Genomic DNA, 18,427 nt, shown 5'->3' on the forward strand with positions numbered 1-18,427 from the left:
TAAAATGACGTTTGATGTCATGATTTGGTGTGCTATTGCTCTGTGTATTTCGCAATCGGCAATATTTTCGGGCTTGAATTTGGCGTTCTTTTCGTTAAGCCGATTACAGCTTGAAATGGAAAGTTCAAAAAGAAACGAAGCGGCAATTAAGGTTATGGCACTTCGTAACGACTCTAACTTTTTACTAGCAACCATTTTATGGGGTAACGTGGGTATTAACGTTTTACTCACGTTGCTCTCTGATTCTGTATTAATGGGCGCTAGCTCGTTTTTATTCTCAACGATTGCGATTACGATAATCGGTGAGATAACACCTCAAGCTTATTTTTCTCGTAATGCATTAAAAATGGCGAGTATGCTTTCGCCATTAATAAAGTTTTATCAAGTTTTGTTTTATGTTGTTGCTAAACCAACGGCCTTGGTACTTGATGCATGGCTGGGCAAAGAAGGTATTACCTATTTTGCTGAAAGCGAGCTTAGAGGAATAATACGTAAACACATTGAGGCAGAAGAAGCTGATGTGCAACATGTTGAAGGTATTGGTGCACTTAACTTTTTTAGCTTAGACGAAATCAGTGTAACTAAAGAAGGGGAAATAATTGATCCAGATTCTATAATCTCTTTACCTACTAAACTTGATTTACCTATTTTTCCTGAACTGACATTATCAGCCGATAATGAGTTTTTACGTAAATTACACAAATCGGGCTATAACTGGGTAATTTTGACTAACAACGATGGGTGGCCATTATTAGTGGTTGATGCAGATGGTTTTTTACGATCAGCATTATTTGAGCCAGATATTTTTGACCCTTACCATTTTTGCCACAGACCTATTATTGTAACGGATGAAACACTGCGCTTAAGTGAGGTTATTTTAAAAATACGCGCAAATCATTCGCTCGATAAATCGTTTGATGGTGCTATTGATCACGACGTTGTGCTGGTATGGGGTGATGAGAAGCGTATTATTACTGGTGCTGATATATTCGGTCGTTTATTAAAGGGAATGAATGCGCCAAAGTTAGAGATGAACGAAAATAAAGAGGTACAGCCGCTGGCAAAATCGTAAGTTAATCTATTTTTTTATAGTTAAGCCAGTGCTATATATGCATAGCTCAATATTTGATATGCGAATAAAAAAGCCGCTAATAGCGGCTTTTTTATTGAACAACATTCATTCAATTAATTTATGCCCAGCCTTCGTAACGCTTACGGCGCGACAAAACAATGGTTAAAATAATTCCCAAAAACAACCCTAAAAATGCAATCGCACCGCCGTAGGTAAGTAGTTGTCGTTTTTCTTTTGAACTAGCGGCTTCTTTTTGCGTGCGCTCTTGCGCGAGTGTTGTTTGCAGGCTTGTAATTTGCGCTGATAATTGCAGGTTTTGATCGGTTAAGGTTTGATTTTGCTTTTGTAGCTGCGGTAGTTCTATTTGAGCAAGGCGTAAATTTTCCTGCATTGTGCTCATTTCGCTGCTTAAGGTTTGGTATTGTTGATGTAAACCAGGCGTAGTAGAAATAAATTTAGTTTCTATCCAACCTTCGCGGTCTTTGTCGTCCTTTATTTTAATGAAGCCGTTTTCTTCGCTAGATAGTACGGTTATTTTTGTTCCTGCGTCTACAGAGCCAAGTAGTCGATAATTTTTGCTCGCGCCTGAACGCATAAATGTATACAAATTATCAATAACGTAAGCGGTATTTGCATCTGATGAGCTCGCTGTTTGTGCTTCATCTTGTGCGTAGCTTATAAACGTAGTGGCTGTTAAAAGTAGCCCGAATAAACAATGTTTTAGCATTTATCTACCTTGTTGTTCTTACTGAGTCCGTTATGAACATGGTTTTTTAATTCACATATAATGCAAGATAGTAGGGATTTAGCCTTTTAAAAGCAAGGCTGATATTGTAACCCTGACATGATTAAAGCACTTAATAAGCCTAAAAAATTTGCATTGTTAGAGCGCTTTGTTTATTTTGACCACTTATTTATTTTAAAGGTAATCCGCAGACCGAATGGATACTGAGATAGAACTGAAATTTTTGGTATCAGATGCCGTTGTCCCACTGATCCCCTCACTAATTACTCAATTTGCTAAAACGGTTATAAATAAACCATCACGTAGTTTGCAAAATGCCTATTACGATACGCCAAGCCGTGAACTTCGAGCACTTGATATTGGCTTTAGAACCCGTTGTTCTGACAATCAGTGCGAACAAACTATCAAGCTTGCCGGCGAAGTTGTAGGTGGCCTTCATCAGCGCCCAGAATATAACTTACCTATTGATTCTAGCCGCCCCAATTTAATGGCGTTTAGTGCTGATATTTGGCCACATGGGATGCAAGTAGATGCAATTTCACAAAATTTGTATCCTATTTTTAGCACTAACTTTATTCGCCGTACGTGGTTAATTGAAACGCAAGCTGGTGCAAAAATTGAGGTGGTGCTTGATAAAGGCGAAATTGCAGCCTCAGGGCAAGTTGAGATGATCAGCGAGCTGGAAATAGAATTAATTGAAGGTAGCCGCAATGAGCTGTTTGCTTTGGCTGATATTTTAGTTAGCCAAAACTGTATTCGACTCGGTTTGTATTCAAAAGCAGCACGCGGCTACCGTTTAGCCGACGACAATCCGCTTAAGCCTAGTAAGTCGATTGGCTTTGTTAAGCTTCCTCGTTCTGCAACCCAAGAAAGCGCTTTAAAAGAAGCAATGAACTTTGGTATTCGGTTTGTGCAAAAGCATGAGCAGTGTTATTTCGATAAACCGAGTTTAAAAACCTTAAAAAGGGTGACTGATGGTATTAGTTTAATTCGCCATACTTTTTGGTTGTTTGACGATATAGTTTCTAAAGACAGTACCGAACAATTACGCACCGAGCTTAAGTGGCTTTTGAGTGAGTTAGCATGGGTAGAAAATGCAATTCAGTTAAAAACTTATACGTCAAAACGTCATGCATTTTATAAAAAAATAAATGCGGCGCCAGCTTTGGCGCAAGTTATTAACGATTTAAAAGAGCTACAGCCTAGTATTGATGACATTAATGCGCTTTTTCATAGTGCTCGTTACAATCGTTTATTGCTCTCGTTAACAACGTGGTTGATTGACAAGCAATGGCGAAAAGATTGGGGGCAGGTAGAGCTCCAAGCTGCAGAAAATCCAGTGTCTTCTATTGCTGAAAGATTGTTTAATAAAGACTGGAAAAACCTGCATCAATTATTGCCTAAAGAGCAAACGCTTGGTGTAGTTGACTACCTTAATTTACGAATGCAGCTTGAAAACAGCTTGCTAAGTGGTAATTGCTTAGGATCGATGTTCGATAAAGAAGAACGTCTTGAGTTTAGGTTGCCGTGGTTAGATATTTCGCATGGTGTTTATGAACTCAGTACCCTAGAGTACTTAAAGCAATTATGCGCAGGTCAAGACGATGAGCAACTTGCAAAAATTCAATCTTGGCTGGAGCAAAAGTCTGAATATTTAGTCAGTGCAATGGAGCAAAGTAGACTTGCTTCGTATGACATAGAGCCTTATTGGCAAAAATGATGATAAAGCACTTTTGCAAGTTAACCTCTATGCAAAAGTGCATTAGTTTATTAATTATTTTGTTAAGCTTTAATGTTTACTCTGACCCCCGTTGGCAATTATACAAAAACGAGCAAGGAGTAAGCATTGAATATCAGGAATTCTCTGATGATACGTTTATTGTTAAAGGTCAGCTAAATATTGAAGATGTAACAGCCAATGACTTTTTAGATTTATTAAGTGATACGCGTATTGCTTCAAGCTGGCTTGAAAACACGTCTAAGGTACGTGTAATTAAAGCTTTAAGCCCTTCAGAAAACCTCGTTTATAGCTATATCGACTCCCCTTGGCCTGTGGCAAACCGTGATGCCGTTACCTATTCGTGTTACTCAAGACTCTCTCCTCAGCAAACCAAGCTTTCTATTGAATCGCGTCCTGAAGAGTTACCATTAACTAAGCGGGTAGTTAGAATAAAAACGCTAAATGCACATTGGTTACTTACACAAAAGGGCGAAGATTTAAATATTGAATATCAGGTTTACGCTTTACCAGGGGGAAATATACCAACGTGGCTATACAATAAAGTGGGGCTTAAAAGTACCTTCAAAACGCTCGTTAATTTACGCACAATGTTAGAAACTAAAAGCTACACCGCAATCGAACCGGTTATTAAAGTTGGAAGTTGTAATTTACGCGAACTAACCGTTAAATAAGTTATTGTAAAACTGGAAGGGTGTTCACCTATAAATGACTCAGGTAAGACATTTATAGGTGGTTGATCAATATTTTAATATTTGGCAGCTTTAGATTCTTTAGGTAGTGAGTTTTGTATAAACTCCCTTAAGTCGTTATTTGAGCTTTCTAAATCAGCGTGGCGAAGATACATCATGTGCCCACTTCTGTAGCCTTTAAAGCTTAGACGGTCTTTCATTTTTCCACTTGGATCTAATTGCCACATTGTGTATTTGGCATCAAAGTAATTAGTTGCACCATCGTAATAACCCGCCTGTACCATTACATTCAAGTAAGGGTTTTGAGCCATCGCAAGACGAAGGTTTTCACCGGTATTATTGCCACTTCTATCCCAAGGATGAACGTTACCAAATAAGTTATATTTGATGTCGGTTTTATAGTTTAACTCCTCGCGTAGGTAGTAATTAATCGCAGGCGTAAAAGAGTGCAACCATGAAGTCAGCTCTGCCCAGTAATCAGGTGAGTCACCAGCATCACGTTTGTCTATACCTAAATAGCGAGAGTCTAAACGGCCGACTGTTTGTCCTCGGTCACGCAATAATTCCTTCCAAAAGTATTGTGTAGGGATATCGAGGTTGTTTTGATCGACAAAGGTTTCTGAAAGGCCTGCATACTCAGCCATTTTTTTAATAATACGACGCTTTTCGTCTTGCGCTAAAAAACCGCCCTTTGCTAATGCGGGTATTAGTTCATTTAAAGTAAATTGCTCAACTTCAGGAAGGAGTTCATCTAAGTCTTTTGCTTGTAAGTTGGCGTTTAGTGCTTTGTGATACCACGCTGTGGCTGCAAAATACGGCAAGCGATTTGCCGCTTTAACTGGGCCTTCGCGTTTAATACCAATGTCTGTTGGTGACACTAATACAACACCGTTGATATACATCCATTGGCTATTTTGTAATTCATGTGCAAGGCCTGATACGCGTGTTGTGCCATAACTTTCGCCAATTAAAAACTTTGGAGAGCGCCAACGCTCTGTTCTATTTACAAAAGTATTTAACCACTCGCCAAGGTATTTAATGTCGGCATTAACGCCAAAAAACATGTCTTTTTGTTGAGCCTTAGAAAGCATTTCGCCTTTTTCGTTTTCAATAACTCGGGAATAGCCTGTATTTACTGGATTTACGTAAACAATGTCGGCAACATCAAGCACAGAGTACGGGTTGTCTTTTACACCGTAGGGCTGAATAGGATAGCCTTCATCATCAATTTTTAATACGCGAGGGCCTGTGTAGGCTAAGTGCATCCAAACTGAGGCTGAGCCAGGACCACCATTAAAAGAAATGAGCAACGGGCGTTTGGCTCTATCATCAACTTTATCGCGCGTGTAATACGTGTATTGAAGTGTAGCAACGGCATCACCTTTGTCGTCCCATACGGGTTGAGTGCCTGTGGCAACAGTATAATTAAAGCGTTGACCATTAATTTTAGCTTTGTGTTGGGTAACTACTTTACTGTCTACATCAATACGGCGTTGATTATCAGCATCAGCAAGCGGGCTGAGCATTAATGCAAAAACCGTGATTGGTAAAATACGACTAAGCTTCATGAGGTGTCCTTATTATATTTGATAATGTATTAAAGATAAAAATAAGTAAAATAACAAAAGTAATGAGACTAGCTGCCGATATTATTGGTTGAGTTAATTAACATAAGCCGATAAGTAAAATAATCAGTTATTTATGGTGTAAATTTTTGTTTAATTATTTAGCTAAGAATTAAAATCGGGTATATTTGCCATCATGCTTGTTTTTATTACAATTATTGATTTACAAGCTGGTTAATGGAATGTGCTTTAATATTTAAAGCGTTAAATAACAATGGCTCTGGGATGTTTTTTATTTACTTATTTTTGCTGCTTAAAGTGTGGTACCAGTAAGTTTTATTATTTTGTGTTTGCAGCCGATGTTGCAAAAATAATGAGAACAAAGAGAAGGTCTATGCAAAGAGTATTAGTGGTTGAAGACAGTAAAGTAGTCCAGCAGGTTTTACGCCACTTAACCGCCCAGTATTTAGATGTTGCCGTTGATTTTGCCTGGTCATTAGCTGAATGCCAGGAGCACGTAGAAAAGTATGACTATTCCCTAGCACTTGTTGACTTAACTCTCCCCGATGCCCCAAATGGCGAAGTTGCCAAATATACACTTTCTAAAGCAATTCCTACGGTTGTGCTTACATCAAAGATAGACGAGTACAAACGTCAGCAAATGCTAGAAGATGGTGTGGTAGATTACGTTATAAAAGATAACCGTGATTCTTATCATTATGCCGTTAAATTGGTTTCTCAACTTTTAAGAAACCAAGGTTGTAAGGCATTAATTGCGGACGATTCTATGTTGAGTCGTTCGTTAATGAAGCAAATGCTCGAAAAGCAATTGTTTGATGTAAGCACCGCGAATGACGGCCAGCAAGCGCTTGAAATATTAAAAGCTGATCCAGATATAAAGCTGCTAATGACCGATTACGCTATGCCAACAATGGATGGTTTTGAGCTAGTTAAAGCAGTCCGTAATTTTAGAGGGCGAGACGATTTAGCTGTAATTGGTTTATCTGGAGCAGGCAAGCACGGTTTATCAGCACGCTTTATAAAATATGGCGCAAACGACTTTTTGACTAAACCCTTTATGAATGAAGAGTTTCATTGCAGGGTGTTGCAAACAATGGAGCAGTTATCACTGATTGCAGATATCAAAGAAAGTGCTTTTAGAGATCACTTAACCGGTTTATACAATCGACGTTATTTTTATCAATATGCTGAAAAGTTATTAAAAAATCAAAATCAAAATAATACGCTAGCGCTACTCGACGTAGACTTTTTTAAAAATATAAACGATACATTTGGTCACGAAGGCGGCGATCAGGCGCTTAAGCAGGTTGGGTCTCTTATTCGCTCAACTTTTGCAAAATTTACTGTAGCAAGGGTGGGTGGTGAAGAATTTGCCATTGTTCTACCTGATATCGATTTAGCCAGAGCACGCGAATATTTAGAAGCGTTTAGAAAAAAAATGGCGAGTTACGATTTTTCTATTAGTGACAAGTCTTGCACGATAACAGCGAGTATTGGGCTTGCAGAGTTTCAAAATACCAATTTAAAAGATGCAATGCGTGTTGCCGATAAAGCGTTATACGAAGCAAAAAGCAAAGGCAGAAACTGTATCGGGTAACTGTTTATATTATAGCGCAATTTGGGGGTCGTTTTTATATGTGCACCAATGTAGCTGAGTTGTTAAGAAAAACGCACCTAAATGGTGCGTTTTTTTTGTGGTAAGTTCAGATTTAACAGTTAAGTTGTTGTTTTTAAATTTAATTAAATAGTGGCACAAAGGTTGGATTATGTTACCCAACAGGATAACAATAAAGAGTCCGAGGGGGCCACTATGAAAATGATTAGTGCAATCATAAAACCATTTAAATTAGACGATGTGCGTGAAGCGCTCGCTGATTTAGGAATTGAGGGGATGACTGTAGTTGATGTTAAAGGTTTTGGACGTCAACGAGGTCATACAGAGCTATATCGTGGTGCAGAGTACCAAGTCGATTTTATTCCAAAGATCAAACTTGAAATTGCAACTCGTACAGAAAATTGTCAGCGCGTAGTTGAAGCAATCACAAAAATTGCATCAACAGGCAAAATTGGTGACGGCAAAATTTTTGTGTACGACTTAGATCAAATTGTTCGTATCCGTACTGGCGAACTTGACGAAGAGGCAATTTAAGAGGGGCTTATGGAAAATACAATTGTAGAACTTAAATTTTCACTCGATACATTTTACTTTTTGATATCGGGTATATTAGTTATGTGGATGGCTGCTGGTTTTGCCATGTTAGAAGCGGGCTTAGTTCGTTCTAAAAACACCACTGAAATTTTAACTAAAAACATCGCGCTTTATTCAATCGCGTGTACCATGTTTTTGTTAGTTGGTTACAACATTATGTATGTAGACAACGCTGAGGGCGGAATTATGCCATCACTGGGCGCGTTAATTGGTACGCAAGCTGCTGATGCCGACCACTCTTTAGAGTCTGACTTTTTCTTCCAAGTAGTTTTCGTTGCAACAGCCATGTCAATTGTATCTGGTGCGGTTGCTGAACGAATGAAACTATGGGCTTTCTTAGCATTTACTGTTGTTTTAACTGGTTTTATCTACCCAATGGAAGGTTACTGGACATGGGGCGGTGGTTTCTTGTCTGAAATGGGCTTTGTTGATTTTGCAGGGTCTGCCATTGTTCATGGTGCAGGTGCAGCAGCAGCACTCGCTGGTGTAATTTTACTAGGTGCTCGTAAAGGTAAATACGGAAAAAATGGTGAAGTTTATCCAATTCCAGGTTCTAACTTACCGCTTGCTACTTTAGGTACATTTATTTTGTGGATGGGTTGGTTTGGTTTTAACGGTGGTTCACAGTTATTACTATCTGATAAAGAAAACGCAACGGCTGTAGGTCAAATCTTACTTAACACTAACGCGGCTGCGGCAATGGGTGCAATTGCAGCACTATTTGTATGTAAAGTATTATGGGGCAAAGCTGATTTAACAATGGTACTTAATGGTGCGTTAGCGGGCTTAGTTGTTATTACTGCAGACCCTCTTTCACCTTCTCCATTAATGGCTTGTCTACTAGGCTTACTAGGCGGTTCATTAGTTGTATTTAGCATTATAGCTCTAGACAAAATTAAGATTGATGACCCAGTAGGTGCTATTTCTGTACACGGTGTATGTGGTGCACTAGGTATTATGCTGGTTCCACTTTCAAACGGTGATGCAAGCGTTGTTAATCAGTTAATCGGCTTAGTAACTATATTGGCATTTGTTTTTGTAGCGTCACTTATTGTGTGGGCTATATTAAAATACACAATGGGTATACGTGTTACAGAAGAAGAAGAGCTTAACGGTATGGATCAACACGACTGTGGTGTAGAAGCTTACCCTGAGTTTGTATCTGTTCGTAATAACTAAATTTATATAGTGTGTTCATCAAAGCTCTACTTTAGGTAGAGCTTTTTTTCGTTTCAGGGAAGGTTAATTTTTCAGGTGTTAGGGTTATGGCCAATATGCTAAGCTCCCCTTTGTAAATAAACCGTTGGAACACATTACACTTACATGGCTGATAATAAAAAAACACCTAGTAGTAAACCCCCTTCGAAGCGTGCAACGAAAGCAAGCAGTTCGCCACGTAAAGCTAAACCCAAATCTACAAAAAAAACGGCAACTACTGTTGTTAAACGCTCATTTATGAGAAAAACATGGTCAGTTTTTTGGAAGCTAAGTTTGGCTGTTTTTATTGCTATGGCTATGTACTTTATTTATTTAGATTCAAAAACCACACGTGTATTTGAAGGAAATAAATGGCAACTCCCCGCTCAAGTGTATGCGCGTGCAATGCAGTTTTACCCTGGGCAATTCTTATCACGTCAAGAAGTAGAATTTGAACTCGAACGTCTAAATTATTCATCTGTTAATAGGCTCAGCCGGACCGGCCAATACGTAAAAACGGCCGATAGTATTAAAATTTACCGACGAGAGTTTGAATTTTATGATGGGCTGGAGAAGTCTAAGATTGTTGAACTGCGTTTTGCAGGACAAAAGGTAGCCTCTGTAAAAGATAAATTTGGTAGGCGCTTGAACAACGCTCGATTAGAACCTGTTCAAATAGCCCGCATTGGTAACGATTCAAAGCAAGATAGAGAATTTGTTCCCCTTGATAAGTTTCCTGCTATGTTAAAAGACACTTTGCTAGTAGTGGAAGACCGTAATTTTTATGAGCACCACGGTGTATCTGTTTTTTCTATTTTACGCGCTCTATATACCAATATTAGAGCAGGGCGAACAGTCCAAGGCGGTAGCACTTTAACGCAGCAACTCGCTAAAAATATATATTTAACCCGTGAACGTTCGCTGCTGCGAAAAATCAATGAGGCGTTTATTGCGCTTATTCTTGATTATCGTTACTCAAAAGACCAAATATTAGAAGCCTACTTAAACGAGGTTTATTTAGGTCAATCTTATAACCAAGGCGTGCATGGCATGGGCTTGGCGTCTGAGTTTTATTTTTCAAAACCAGTAGATGAGCTTGAATACGATCAAATAGCGTTGCTAGTAGCGATGGTGAAAGGGCCATCTTATTACAACCCTCGCCGCTACAAAGAGCGCACTATGGAGCGTCGCGATTTAGTACTTCGCCTCATGGTTGAAAATAAATTAATAAGCACAAAAGAATACCGAGCATCCCTTAAGCGCTCAATTGACATTGCGCCAATGAAAGAAAGTTTACAAAAATCATACCCAGGGTATTTAGAACTGGTGAACCGTGAATTAAACAAATTACTACCCGATCAGCAGATACTAGATGCTGGTGTTAGGGTGTTTACTTACTTTGATTTACAAAAACAAACAGCAATGGAAAACTCGGTTGAGAAAAGCTTACCTTATTTAGAGAAACGCCCTAAAACAGATGAGCTTGAGGTTGCTATGATCTCTGTAAATTCAGATAAAGGTGGCGTATCGGCCCTTGTAGCAGGGCGTGACGTTCGATATTCAGGCTTTAATAGAGTGCTAGATACAAAAAGAAATATAGGGTCTTTAGTTAAGCCTGCAGTTTATTTAACAGCACTACAATCACCAAATTATAATTTAGCCACATTACTTGATGATTCGCCGTTACAGGTAACAAACGAAGAAGGTAATGTATGGCAGCCTGAAAATTTTGATCGCCAATACCGTGGTGCAATCCCGCTTTATCAAGCATTTAGTAATAGTATTAATATACCTGCTGTTAATTTAGGCTTAGATATAGGGGTGGATAAAGTTGCAAACACGCTTAAATCACTCGGAGTGGAAGGTCAAATAGATGAATACCCGTCTTTACTTTTAGGTGCTTTAGAGTTATCTAGTTTTGATGTTGCCCAGCTTTACACCACCTTAGCAAATGACGGTGAGTATAAGAAGTTGACGTCTATATCAGCACTTACTGACTCTGTAGGTAACGTGCTATACAAACATCAAGTAAGTGCAGAGCCTCGTTTTGATGAAGCCTCTGTGTACATGACCAAATATGCAATGAAGCGTGTAACAAAAGACGGCACAGCAAAGCGTTTAAACTTACACTTTCCGTCTATTCAACTAGCAGGTAAAACAGGGACTAGCAATGATTTACGTGACAGCTGGTTTGCAGGGTTTGATCAAAACACGGTAACCGTTGCATGGCTTGGCCGCGATGATAATAAAAGCACCGGTTTAACTGGCAGTGTCGGGGCGCTAGAAGCCTATATCCGTTATTTAAAACCACTCAACCCACAAGCCATTGCTGATACTCGCCCCCCTTCAATCCGTTGGGCCTTTGTAAACGAGCACACAGGTAAACAAGCTCCTCCAGGATGTGGGAAAGTGATACAGCTTCCATTAAGAGTGAGTGAATTTGAGCCAAGGCCTCGCTGTATAAAATGATAACTCAAATAACAAAGCCGCTATTTAGCGGCTTTGTTATTTATAGATATTTAGAGCTATAGATATTAAAAGTTAAGACTTAAAAAAGCGCATTGACGTTGTTAAATCATTCGATAAGCGTGAAAGCTGCTCGGCGTCTTGCAGCGTTGATTGAGCTGACACTAATGTATGATCAGCTAAGTTATTAACTTCTTGCGAGTCATTAAGTGCCTGAGTCGTCGCGTTGGCTTGCTGTTTAACTCGTTCAGCGATGACCTCGCCTTGATGCTTTATATCACCCATACTACTTTCTGCACTTTGCAGTACCGTATTTGTTTGGTTTGCGGCTTCGACAGATAACTCCATTTTTTCAACGCTTGAACGCATTTTAACTTGTGTATCGTCAGATGCCTTTTGCAGTGAGCTAATAATTTGGTGAATTTCTTGTGTTTGTGTTTGTGTGCGTAATGCAAGTGTTCTTACTTCGTCTGCAACTACCGCAAAACCACGTCCGTGTTCACCCGCTCTAGCTGCTTCTATTGCAGCATTGAGTGCTAATAAGTTTGTTTGGTCGGCAATTTCACTGATCCCTTTACTTACTTTACTAATTTCTTGGCTATCTTGAGCTAGTCGGTCAAGGGCTTGCTGACTTTCGGTAAACTCCATTTTTAAATCTTGCATGTATTGAGCAAGCTCCATGGTATTACTCGACCCCTGTTTTACATGCTCAGCGGCATTTTGTGCAGTAAGTGTTGCCTGATGGGCTGATTCTTCAATTGTATGTGCAGTTTGCGCCATGTCGCTTAATGCATGGCTAATTGCATTTACCCGTGTTTGCTGTTTTATTACGTCGTCACTGGTTTGACCACTGGCATGCGAAAGAGACTGAGTGGCATCGCATAACTCTTTGGTGCTGGCTTTAACATCTGAAAGTAGATGTGAAAAGGCATTGAGTAGGGCGTTGTATTGCTCAGCAATAACGCTCATTTCGTCACTCCCGATTGAGTTAAGGGTTGCCTTTAAGTCACCGTTAGCTGCTTTAGTGGCTGCTTTAGTGAAGCGACTTATGGTGTCAACGACTGCAAAATAAAACCCAACCATTAAATAAAGAGCAAACAGTAAACTTATTATAGAGGCGATCAGAACAGTGTTTCTGGTCCACTGCTGGGTTTGTATTTTATTACTAATTAACGATTCTAGAGTTGGAATACTGATGTTGATTAAAGCGCTAATATTTTTTTGAACATTGTCAGTGAGTGCTGAAAATTCACGCTGAGTTAACTCTATGTCGTCGGGTTCCAGTAGTTTTTTATCTATCGCGTTCTTAAATGCTGAGACAGATTTTTGTAGTTCATTTAAAGTGGGAGAGAGCGCTTTATTTACCGATTTATCCGCTGACGTTGCAATAGCTAGTGTTTTTAAAAGTTGCTGCTCAAATTGGGGTAACGATTTACTTAGGTTTGAAAGTGCAATAAAGGTATCTGGAGTAAATTGGTTATTGTTCAGTACTGTATTTGCGCTCGCGGCAGTTAGGTTTATTTGAGTGATAAAAGCAGGGACACGGGTTACCAATGCTCGATTTAAATAGGCGCTGGCAAGTTCGCTATCTAGCGCTAAGTTAGATTGAATAGACACAAGCTCAAGGACATCGTCTACTTCGCTGTCTTTAATTTTAAAGCCCAGCGAGCGTGCCACATTTATATTTTTATCGGTTGTCCCTTGTATTTGATTGGTAAGTATTGCCCGGTAGCCTTTTAAACCTTGTTGTTCCATTTTCGACACATCAATACTTTTACTCAATAACGACACCAAAAAAAACATACTTAGTGCAAGTGGGATCAAGAGAATGCCAAACGTGATGCTTATTTTAGTTTTGTATTTTAGATTCGCCATTAAGCGCATTGCAGGCGCAGCTAACTGCCGTAATCCAGACATAAGACTCTCTTGTATTTAATAAAGTAGGGTGAAGATAAGTAGACCTTGTTATGCTTAATTATCATTCAATTATATCAATTTACAAATAAAAAAAGCCCTTAAAGGGCTTTTTCAATCTTTAGTATTGATTGCCTGTTTTAAAAGTAGGTATATAAACCCCGTTTAGGCAATACTTGCGATTAAAGCTTTGCGAAACAGCGCTCTGCTGCAGCTATAGTTTCTTGTACTTCCTGTTCCGTGTGCGCAGCACATACAAAACCAGCTTCAAATGCTGATGGCGCAAGGTATACGCCTTCTTCAAGCATAAGATGGAAAAAGCGTTTAAAACGCTCTAGGTCACACTCAGTCGCTTGTTTGTAAGTGGTTACCTTTTCAGCATCAGTAAAGAAAAAGCCATACATGCCGCCCGCGTAGTTTGTTGTAAGTGCGATACCTGCTTTTTTAGCGCCTGCTTCAAAGCCTTCACATATTGCTTTTGAAATAGCTTCTAGTTTGTCGTGTAATCCAGGCTCACTTAATAGCTCTAATGATTTTAAACCTGCAGCCATAGCTATTGGATTACCAGACAGTGTTCCGGCTTGATATACTGGGCCAACAGGAGCTATATAATCCATAATTTCAGTTTTGCCGCCAAATGCGCCTACCGGCATGCCGCCGCCTATTACTTTACCTAAGCATGTTAGGTCAGGTTTTATGTTGTAATACGCTTGTGCACCACCAAGAGCCACACGAAAACCGGTCATTACTTCGTCAAAAATAAGCACTGATTTGTATTCATCACATACTGCGCGCAGGCCTTCTAAAAAGCCTTCAACAGGTGGAATACAGTTCATGTTACCCGCTACCGGCTCAACGATAACACAGGCAATTTCGTCAGCGTATTTTTCAAAAATAGCTTTCACTTCTTCAATGTTATTAAACGATACTGTTAATGTGTGTTTAGCAAAGTCTTCAGGAATACCTGGTGAATTAGGCACGCCCATAGTTAAAGCACCTGAGCCCGCTTTAACTAAAAGTGAGTCGGCATGGCCGTGGTAACAGCCTTCAAATTTAAGAATTTTGTCACGATTGGTAAAGCCACGCGCTAGGCGAATTGCGCTCATAGTTGCTTCGGTACCTGAGCTAACCATGCGAACTTTTTCAATTGAAGGTACAAGCGCTTTTACTTTCTCAGCCATTAAAATTTCAGCTTCAGTTGGCGCGCCATAGCTAAGGCCGTTTTCAACTGCTTCATGAACCGCTTGTTTTATAGCAGGGTGATTGTGGCCCATGATCATTGGGCCCCACGAACCTACGTAATCGATATAACGATTACCATCAGCATCAAAGGTGAATGCACCTTCAGCTTTTGTGATAAATAATGGTGTGCCACCTACGCCATTAAAAGCGCGCACTGGTGAGTTTACGCCACCAGGAATAGAGGTTTGAGCGCGTTCAAATAAGTCTTGGCTAATTGTCATGAAAAATCCTATAAATTGTCACTTAAAAAAGGGTTAGCTGTCGCGTTTGCGGCTAAACCAAGGCACGTCTACTTCATATTGCTCAACTTTGTTTTCTACGCCGAGCGTTAAAGCAAACAATGCCATACGAATTAATACGCCGTTTTGTACTTGGCGAAATATAGCTAAATTGTCGTTGCTGTTTAAGTCGTTATCAAGCTCGTTAGCTTCAGTACGACTATCACGAGGAAGCGGATGCATTAGCACTGAATTAGGCTTACAGTGTGCGTTATAAATTGACTGGCTAATTCTAAATCCGCCACGGTATTTATTTGCTTCTTCTTGAGATGGAAAGCGTTCTTCTTGAATACGTGTTTGATACACGATATCGGCCGCTAAGTTACCTTCCATTTTGTTCACTAGCTCTATTTTATGGCCAGCATTTTCTACTGCATCTAAAATACTGGTTGGCATTTGCAAGCCATCGGGTGCCACCATTGAAAATTTAACGTTTTTGTAATGGCACAATAGTTTTGATAACGAATGAACAGTACGACCGTATTTTAAATCACCAACCAAAGCGATGTGCATACCATCAATGTTTTGATCAAAGCGGTGTAACTCACGTTCTATAGTAAGTAAATCTAGCAGTGCTTGAGTAGGGTGTTCATTTGGGCCGTCACCGCCATTAATTACAGGTACGGTACAGCCTTCGGCAAATTCACTCACCGAGCCTGCGTCTGGGTGGCGCATAGCTACCGCATCTGCATAAGCTGAAATAACACGCGCTGTATCGTATAAAGATTCACCTTTAGCAAGAGCTGAACTTTGCATGCCTGTTGTTTCACGCACGCCTCCACCAAGCAGGTTAAACGCGGTACCAAAACTAACGCGCGTACGTGTGCTGGGTTCAAAAAACAAATTAGCTAAAATGGCGCCCTCAAGCACCGTTGTTTGCTTTTGCTTTTTAGCATAAGGCTCCATCTTTTTTGCTACTGCAAAAATACGTTCAATGCAGTCTCTGTCTAACTGATTAACAGACAGAATATGTTCACCTTGGAAACTTAACATGGGGTTATTCCTAGTTTTTCAAAAGGGCGCGATAATCCATAATATGGGGCACGCAATCGCGCATATTAGATTTTAAGTCGTGTGTAATTAATGCGGTATTTTTTATACCAAATAGCTCAAAGGCTCGGTTTAATTACTGCCAGTGCAACTATAATAAGTAATGCAATAACAGGTAATTCATTAAAAATTCGGTAAAAACGATCTGTTTTAGTATTTCTGTCGTGTTTAAAGTCGGCTAGTAATTTAAAGCAGTACGCGTGGTATAAATATAAAATTATAACTAGCACTAGTTTATAGTGCAGCCACATACTGTATTTAAACCATTCACGGCCATATTCCACAATCGTTAGTACACCAAAAACAGCCGTTAAAATAGCAAATGGCGTTACAAAATAAAGGAGCCTGCGTTCCATTACTTTTAGCATAGAGTTACATGCACGCTCTTGGCTCATTGCGTGGTAAACAAATAACCGTGGTAAGTAAAAAATGCCTGCAAACCATGCAATCATAAAAAATATATGCAGCGTTTTATAAATCAGTAATGCACTCATAATAACCCTTATTATTTATAGTAAGCTGTTACGGATGGTTAAAATATGATGAATTTGATCCCAACGTAACAGCCCCATTATTTGTTGATTATCTAACAGGTTGTATACATATAAAGCGCCACTGCGCTTATCTTTTAGTATATCAAAGGCATCAGCTAACGTTGCTTGACTGCTAATACCTTGTAAGTTTACATAGTTCAGGTTGATTGCTTGATCAGACATTAAGCTTAAATCGTATTCTGCAAGTCGATACCCGTTTTCTTCGTCAAACACAATCAATGGCGTTTGGCTGTCCATGGCATCGAGTGTATTTTTTATTTGCTCTTTGTCGTTTGAAAAAAGCAATTTAAAGTTTTCATCCATATCATCCATAATTCCCACCTTTTGCAGCGCCTCTGTGGCAGGGGAAACATGATAGGGAAGTCCCTGAAAATCAAGTTGCTGCAAAAATATAGAGCGATTACCAAAAACTTGTAATGCGGTTACATAAGCTGTTGTTATCACAAGCATGGCTGGGACAATTATTTCTGGCGACGATGTAAGCTCCATTACTGTTGTTAACGCTGCAAGTGGTGCATGTAATGTGGCGGCCATTAACCCCGCCATGCCCAATACACCATAAGTTCCGGCAATATCAGTACCAGGGCTAATAAACTGCGCAAAAAACGCCATCATAGTCCCAACTAAAACACCCAACCCAATAACAGGACCAATTAACCCTCCCGGTATACCCAAACCTATAGCAAATAAAGTTGCTAGTAATTTAGCAATTAAAATAGTGGTGAGTAATTGCACATTATCTGGTGACTCCACCGCAATAGCTATCGCGCTCATGCCAGAACCCATTGCTTGGGGAACGGCATAAGCAATTAAACTTGCGATACAACCTGCAATGAGTAAACGAGGAAACATACTTAAAGGTTTAAATGTTTTAATAATTAACATTAAGTTTTGATTAAAGCTGTATGCAATAGCGCCCAGTGCCATACCGCATAAAATTAAATACGGATAGTGCCAACCACTCAAGGGAGCAATTGTTATGAGTGCAAGTTCTGACCCTCCCCCAAATACGAACTGAGTAGCAAGTGCACCTGTTACTGCAGCAAGCATAATAGGGACAAAAATATGAACTTTGTATTCTCTTAACACGACTTCCATAACAAAAATAACGGCGGCAAGAGGCGTGTTAAAGGATGCTGCAATACCCGCAGCAACACCACAGCCGCTTAATGTACGCATGGCATTGTGTGGTAAGTGGAGTTTATCGGCTAAAATACTGGCGCCCGTTGCTCCCATATGTACCGATGGGCCTTCTCGCCCAACCGAAAAACCACTGATTAATGCCAAAGCCCCCCCAACAAATTGGTTGAGTGTATTGTATAAAGGCATTTGCCCGTAATGACGTTTAATACGATGAATAACGAATGGGATACCTAACCGATAATGTTTGAAACCAGTAAAAGCGGCAAATGACGCAATTAAAAATGCTGCAATTAAAGGCATTAAAACACGTTCAAGAGTTGGCAAGGTTGTAAAGTCGTCTGGGGTTTCTAAAAATAAACTTTGAAAAAAGAGAATTGTTAAGCGGAATAAAATAATAAAAAATGCAGCAATTAACCCAGCAACTACGCCTAAAAGGCATAATTGTACAGATGTTTTAGGTTGTGCGAGTCGACGCCTGAGCTGCTCCAGCCACATGCATTTTTTCCTCAGTGCATTTTTCAGCTGTATTTTAGCAAAAGCC

14 protein-coding genes are annotated in these 18,427 nt (G+C 39.7%); 7 read left to right on the forward strand and 7 right to left on the reverse strand.

Annotation, left to right across the window (positions count from 1 at the left end; all coding sequences use genetic code 11):
- The first annotated feature begins 4 nt into the window (after positions 1 to 4).
- Entirely contained in the window at positions 5 to 1,072 is a 1,068-nt protein-coding gene (locus RF53_RS11370; RefSeq protein ID WP_006791520.1) for a DUF21 domain-containing protein, read from the forward strand.
- A gap of 118 nt (positions 1,073 to 1,190) precedes the next feature.
- Here RF53_RS11370 and RF53_RS11375 read toward each other — a convergent pair whose 3' ends face one another.
- Complete coding sequence (locus tag RF53_RS11375; protein ID WP_039037730.1) at positions 1,191 to 1,799, reverse strand: TIGR04211 family SH3 domain-containing protein; 609 nt, start codon at positions 1,797 to 1,799, stop codon at positions 1,191 to 1,193.
- Between the two features lie 214 nt (positions 1,800 to 2,013).
- Here RF53_RS11375 and RF53_RS11380 point away from each other — a divergent pair, with 214 nt between their 5' ends.
- Positions 2,014 to 3,537, forward strand: coding sequence for a CYTH and CHAD domain-containing protein (locus RF53_RS11380; protein WP_006791517.1), 1,524 nt, complete (start codon positions 2,014 to 2,016; stop codon positions 3,535 to 3,537).
- Entirely contained in the window at positions 3,537 to 4,229 is a 693-nt protein-coding gene (locus tag RF53_RS11385; protein ID WP_039037731.1) for an START domain-containing protein, read from the forward strand. The genes RF53_RS11380 and RF53_RS11385 overlap by 1 nt, the downstream gene beginning before the upstream one ends.
- Positions 4,230 to 4,303: 74 nt before the next feature.
- Here RF53_RS11385 and RF53_RS11390 read toward each other — a convergent pair whose 3' ends face one another.
- Positions 4,304 to 5,815, reverse strand: coding sequence for a S10 family peptidase (locus RF53_RS11390; protein WP_039037732.1), 1,512 nt, complete (start codon positions 5,813 to 5,815; stop codon positions 4,304 to 4,306).
- A gap of 391 nt (positions 5,816 to 6,206) precedes the next feature.
- Here RF53_RS11390 and RF53_RS11395 point away from each other — a divergent pair, with 391 nt between their 5' ends.
- The 4 genes from RF53_RS11395 to mrcB all read left to right on the forward strand — a co-directional run bounded on the left by RF53_RS11395 (position 6,207) and on the right by mrcB (position 11,708).
- The gene (locus RF53_RS11395; protein WP_006791513.1) at positions 6,207 to 7,430 is read left to right on the forward strand and encodes a response regulator; all 1,224 of its coding nucleotides are present in this window, start codon (positions 6,207 to 6,209) and stop codon (positions 7,428 to 7,430) included.
- A gap of 213 nt (positions 7,431 to 7,643) precedes the next feature.
- Positions 7,644 to 7,982 (forward strand): P-II family nitrogen regulator, encoded by a 339-nt coding sequence (locus RF53_RS11400; protein WP_004587162.1) that lies wholly within the window; start codon positions 7,644 to 7,646, stop codon positions 7,980 to 7,982.
- Positions 7,983 to 7,991: 9 nt separating this feature from the next.
- Positions 7,992 to 9,221 carry an ammonium transporter gene (locus tag RF53_RS11405; RefSeq protein WP_008130095.1) on the forward strand — a complete coding sequence of 410 codons (1,230 nt, stop codon included), beginning with the start codon at positions 7,992 to 7,994 and terminating at the stop codon, positions 9,219 to 9,221.
- Between the two features lie 144 nt (positions 9,222 to 9,365).
- On the forward strand, positions 9,366 to 11,708 hold the full coding sequence (mrcB, locus tag RF53_RS11410) for a penicillin-binding protein 1B (RefSeq protein WP_039037733.1): 2,343 nt from the start codon (positions 9,366 to 9,368) through the stop codon (positions 11,706 to 11,708).
- 72 nt (positions 11,709 to 11,780) lie between these two features.
- On the opposite strand, the gene RF53_RS11415 is transcribed toward mrcB, so the two are convergent.
- The 5 genes from RF53_RS11415 to RF53_RS11435 all read right to left on the reverse strand — a co-directional run bounded on the left by RF53_RS11415 (position 11,781) and on the right by RF53_RS11435 (position 18,381).
- Positions 11,781 to 13,622, reverse strand: coding sequence for a methyl-accepting chemotaxis protein (locus RF53_RS11415; protein ID WP_039037734.1), 1,842 nt, complete (start codon positions 13,620 to 13,622; stop codon positions 11,781 to 11,783).
- 179 nt (positions 13,623 to 13,801) lie between these two features.
- Positions 13,802 to 15,082 carry a glutamate-1-semialdehyde 2,1-aminomutase gene (gene hemL, locus RF53_RS11420; protein ID WP_039037735.1) on the reverse strand — a complete coding sequence of 427 codons (1,281 nt, stop codon included), beginning with the start codon at positions 15,080 to 15,082 and terminating at the stop codon, positions 13,802 to 13,804.
- Positions 15,083 to 15,115: 33 nt separating this feature from the next.
- On the reverse strand, positions 15,116 to 16,132 hold the full coding sequence (locus tag RF53_RS11425; protein ID WP_006791507.1) for an aspartate carbamoyltransferase: 1,017 nt from the start codon (positions 16,130 to 16,132) through the stop codon (positions 15,116 to 15,118).
- 116 nt (positions 16,133 to 16,248) lie between these two features.
- Entirely contained in the window at positions 16,249 to 16,683 is a 435-nt protein-coding gene (locus RF53_RS11430; RefSeq protein WP_006791506.1) for a CopD family protein, read from the reverse strand.
- Between the two features lie 15 nt (positions 16,684 to 16,698).
- Positions 16,699 to 18,381 (reverse strand): chloride channel protein, encoded by a 1,683-nt coding sequence (locus tag RF53_RS11435; protein ID WP_006791505.1) that lies wholly within the window; start codon positions 18,379 to 18,381, stop codon positions 16,699 to 16,701.
- Positions 18,382 to 18,427: the final 46 nt, after the last annotated feature.

Source organism: Pseudoalteromonas sp. ECSMB14103, assembly GCF_000813065.1.
GTDB lineage: Bacteria > Pseudomonadota > Gammaproteobacteria > Enterobacterales > Alteromonadaceae > Pseudoalteromonas > Pseudoalteromonas marina.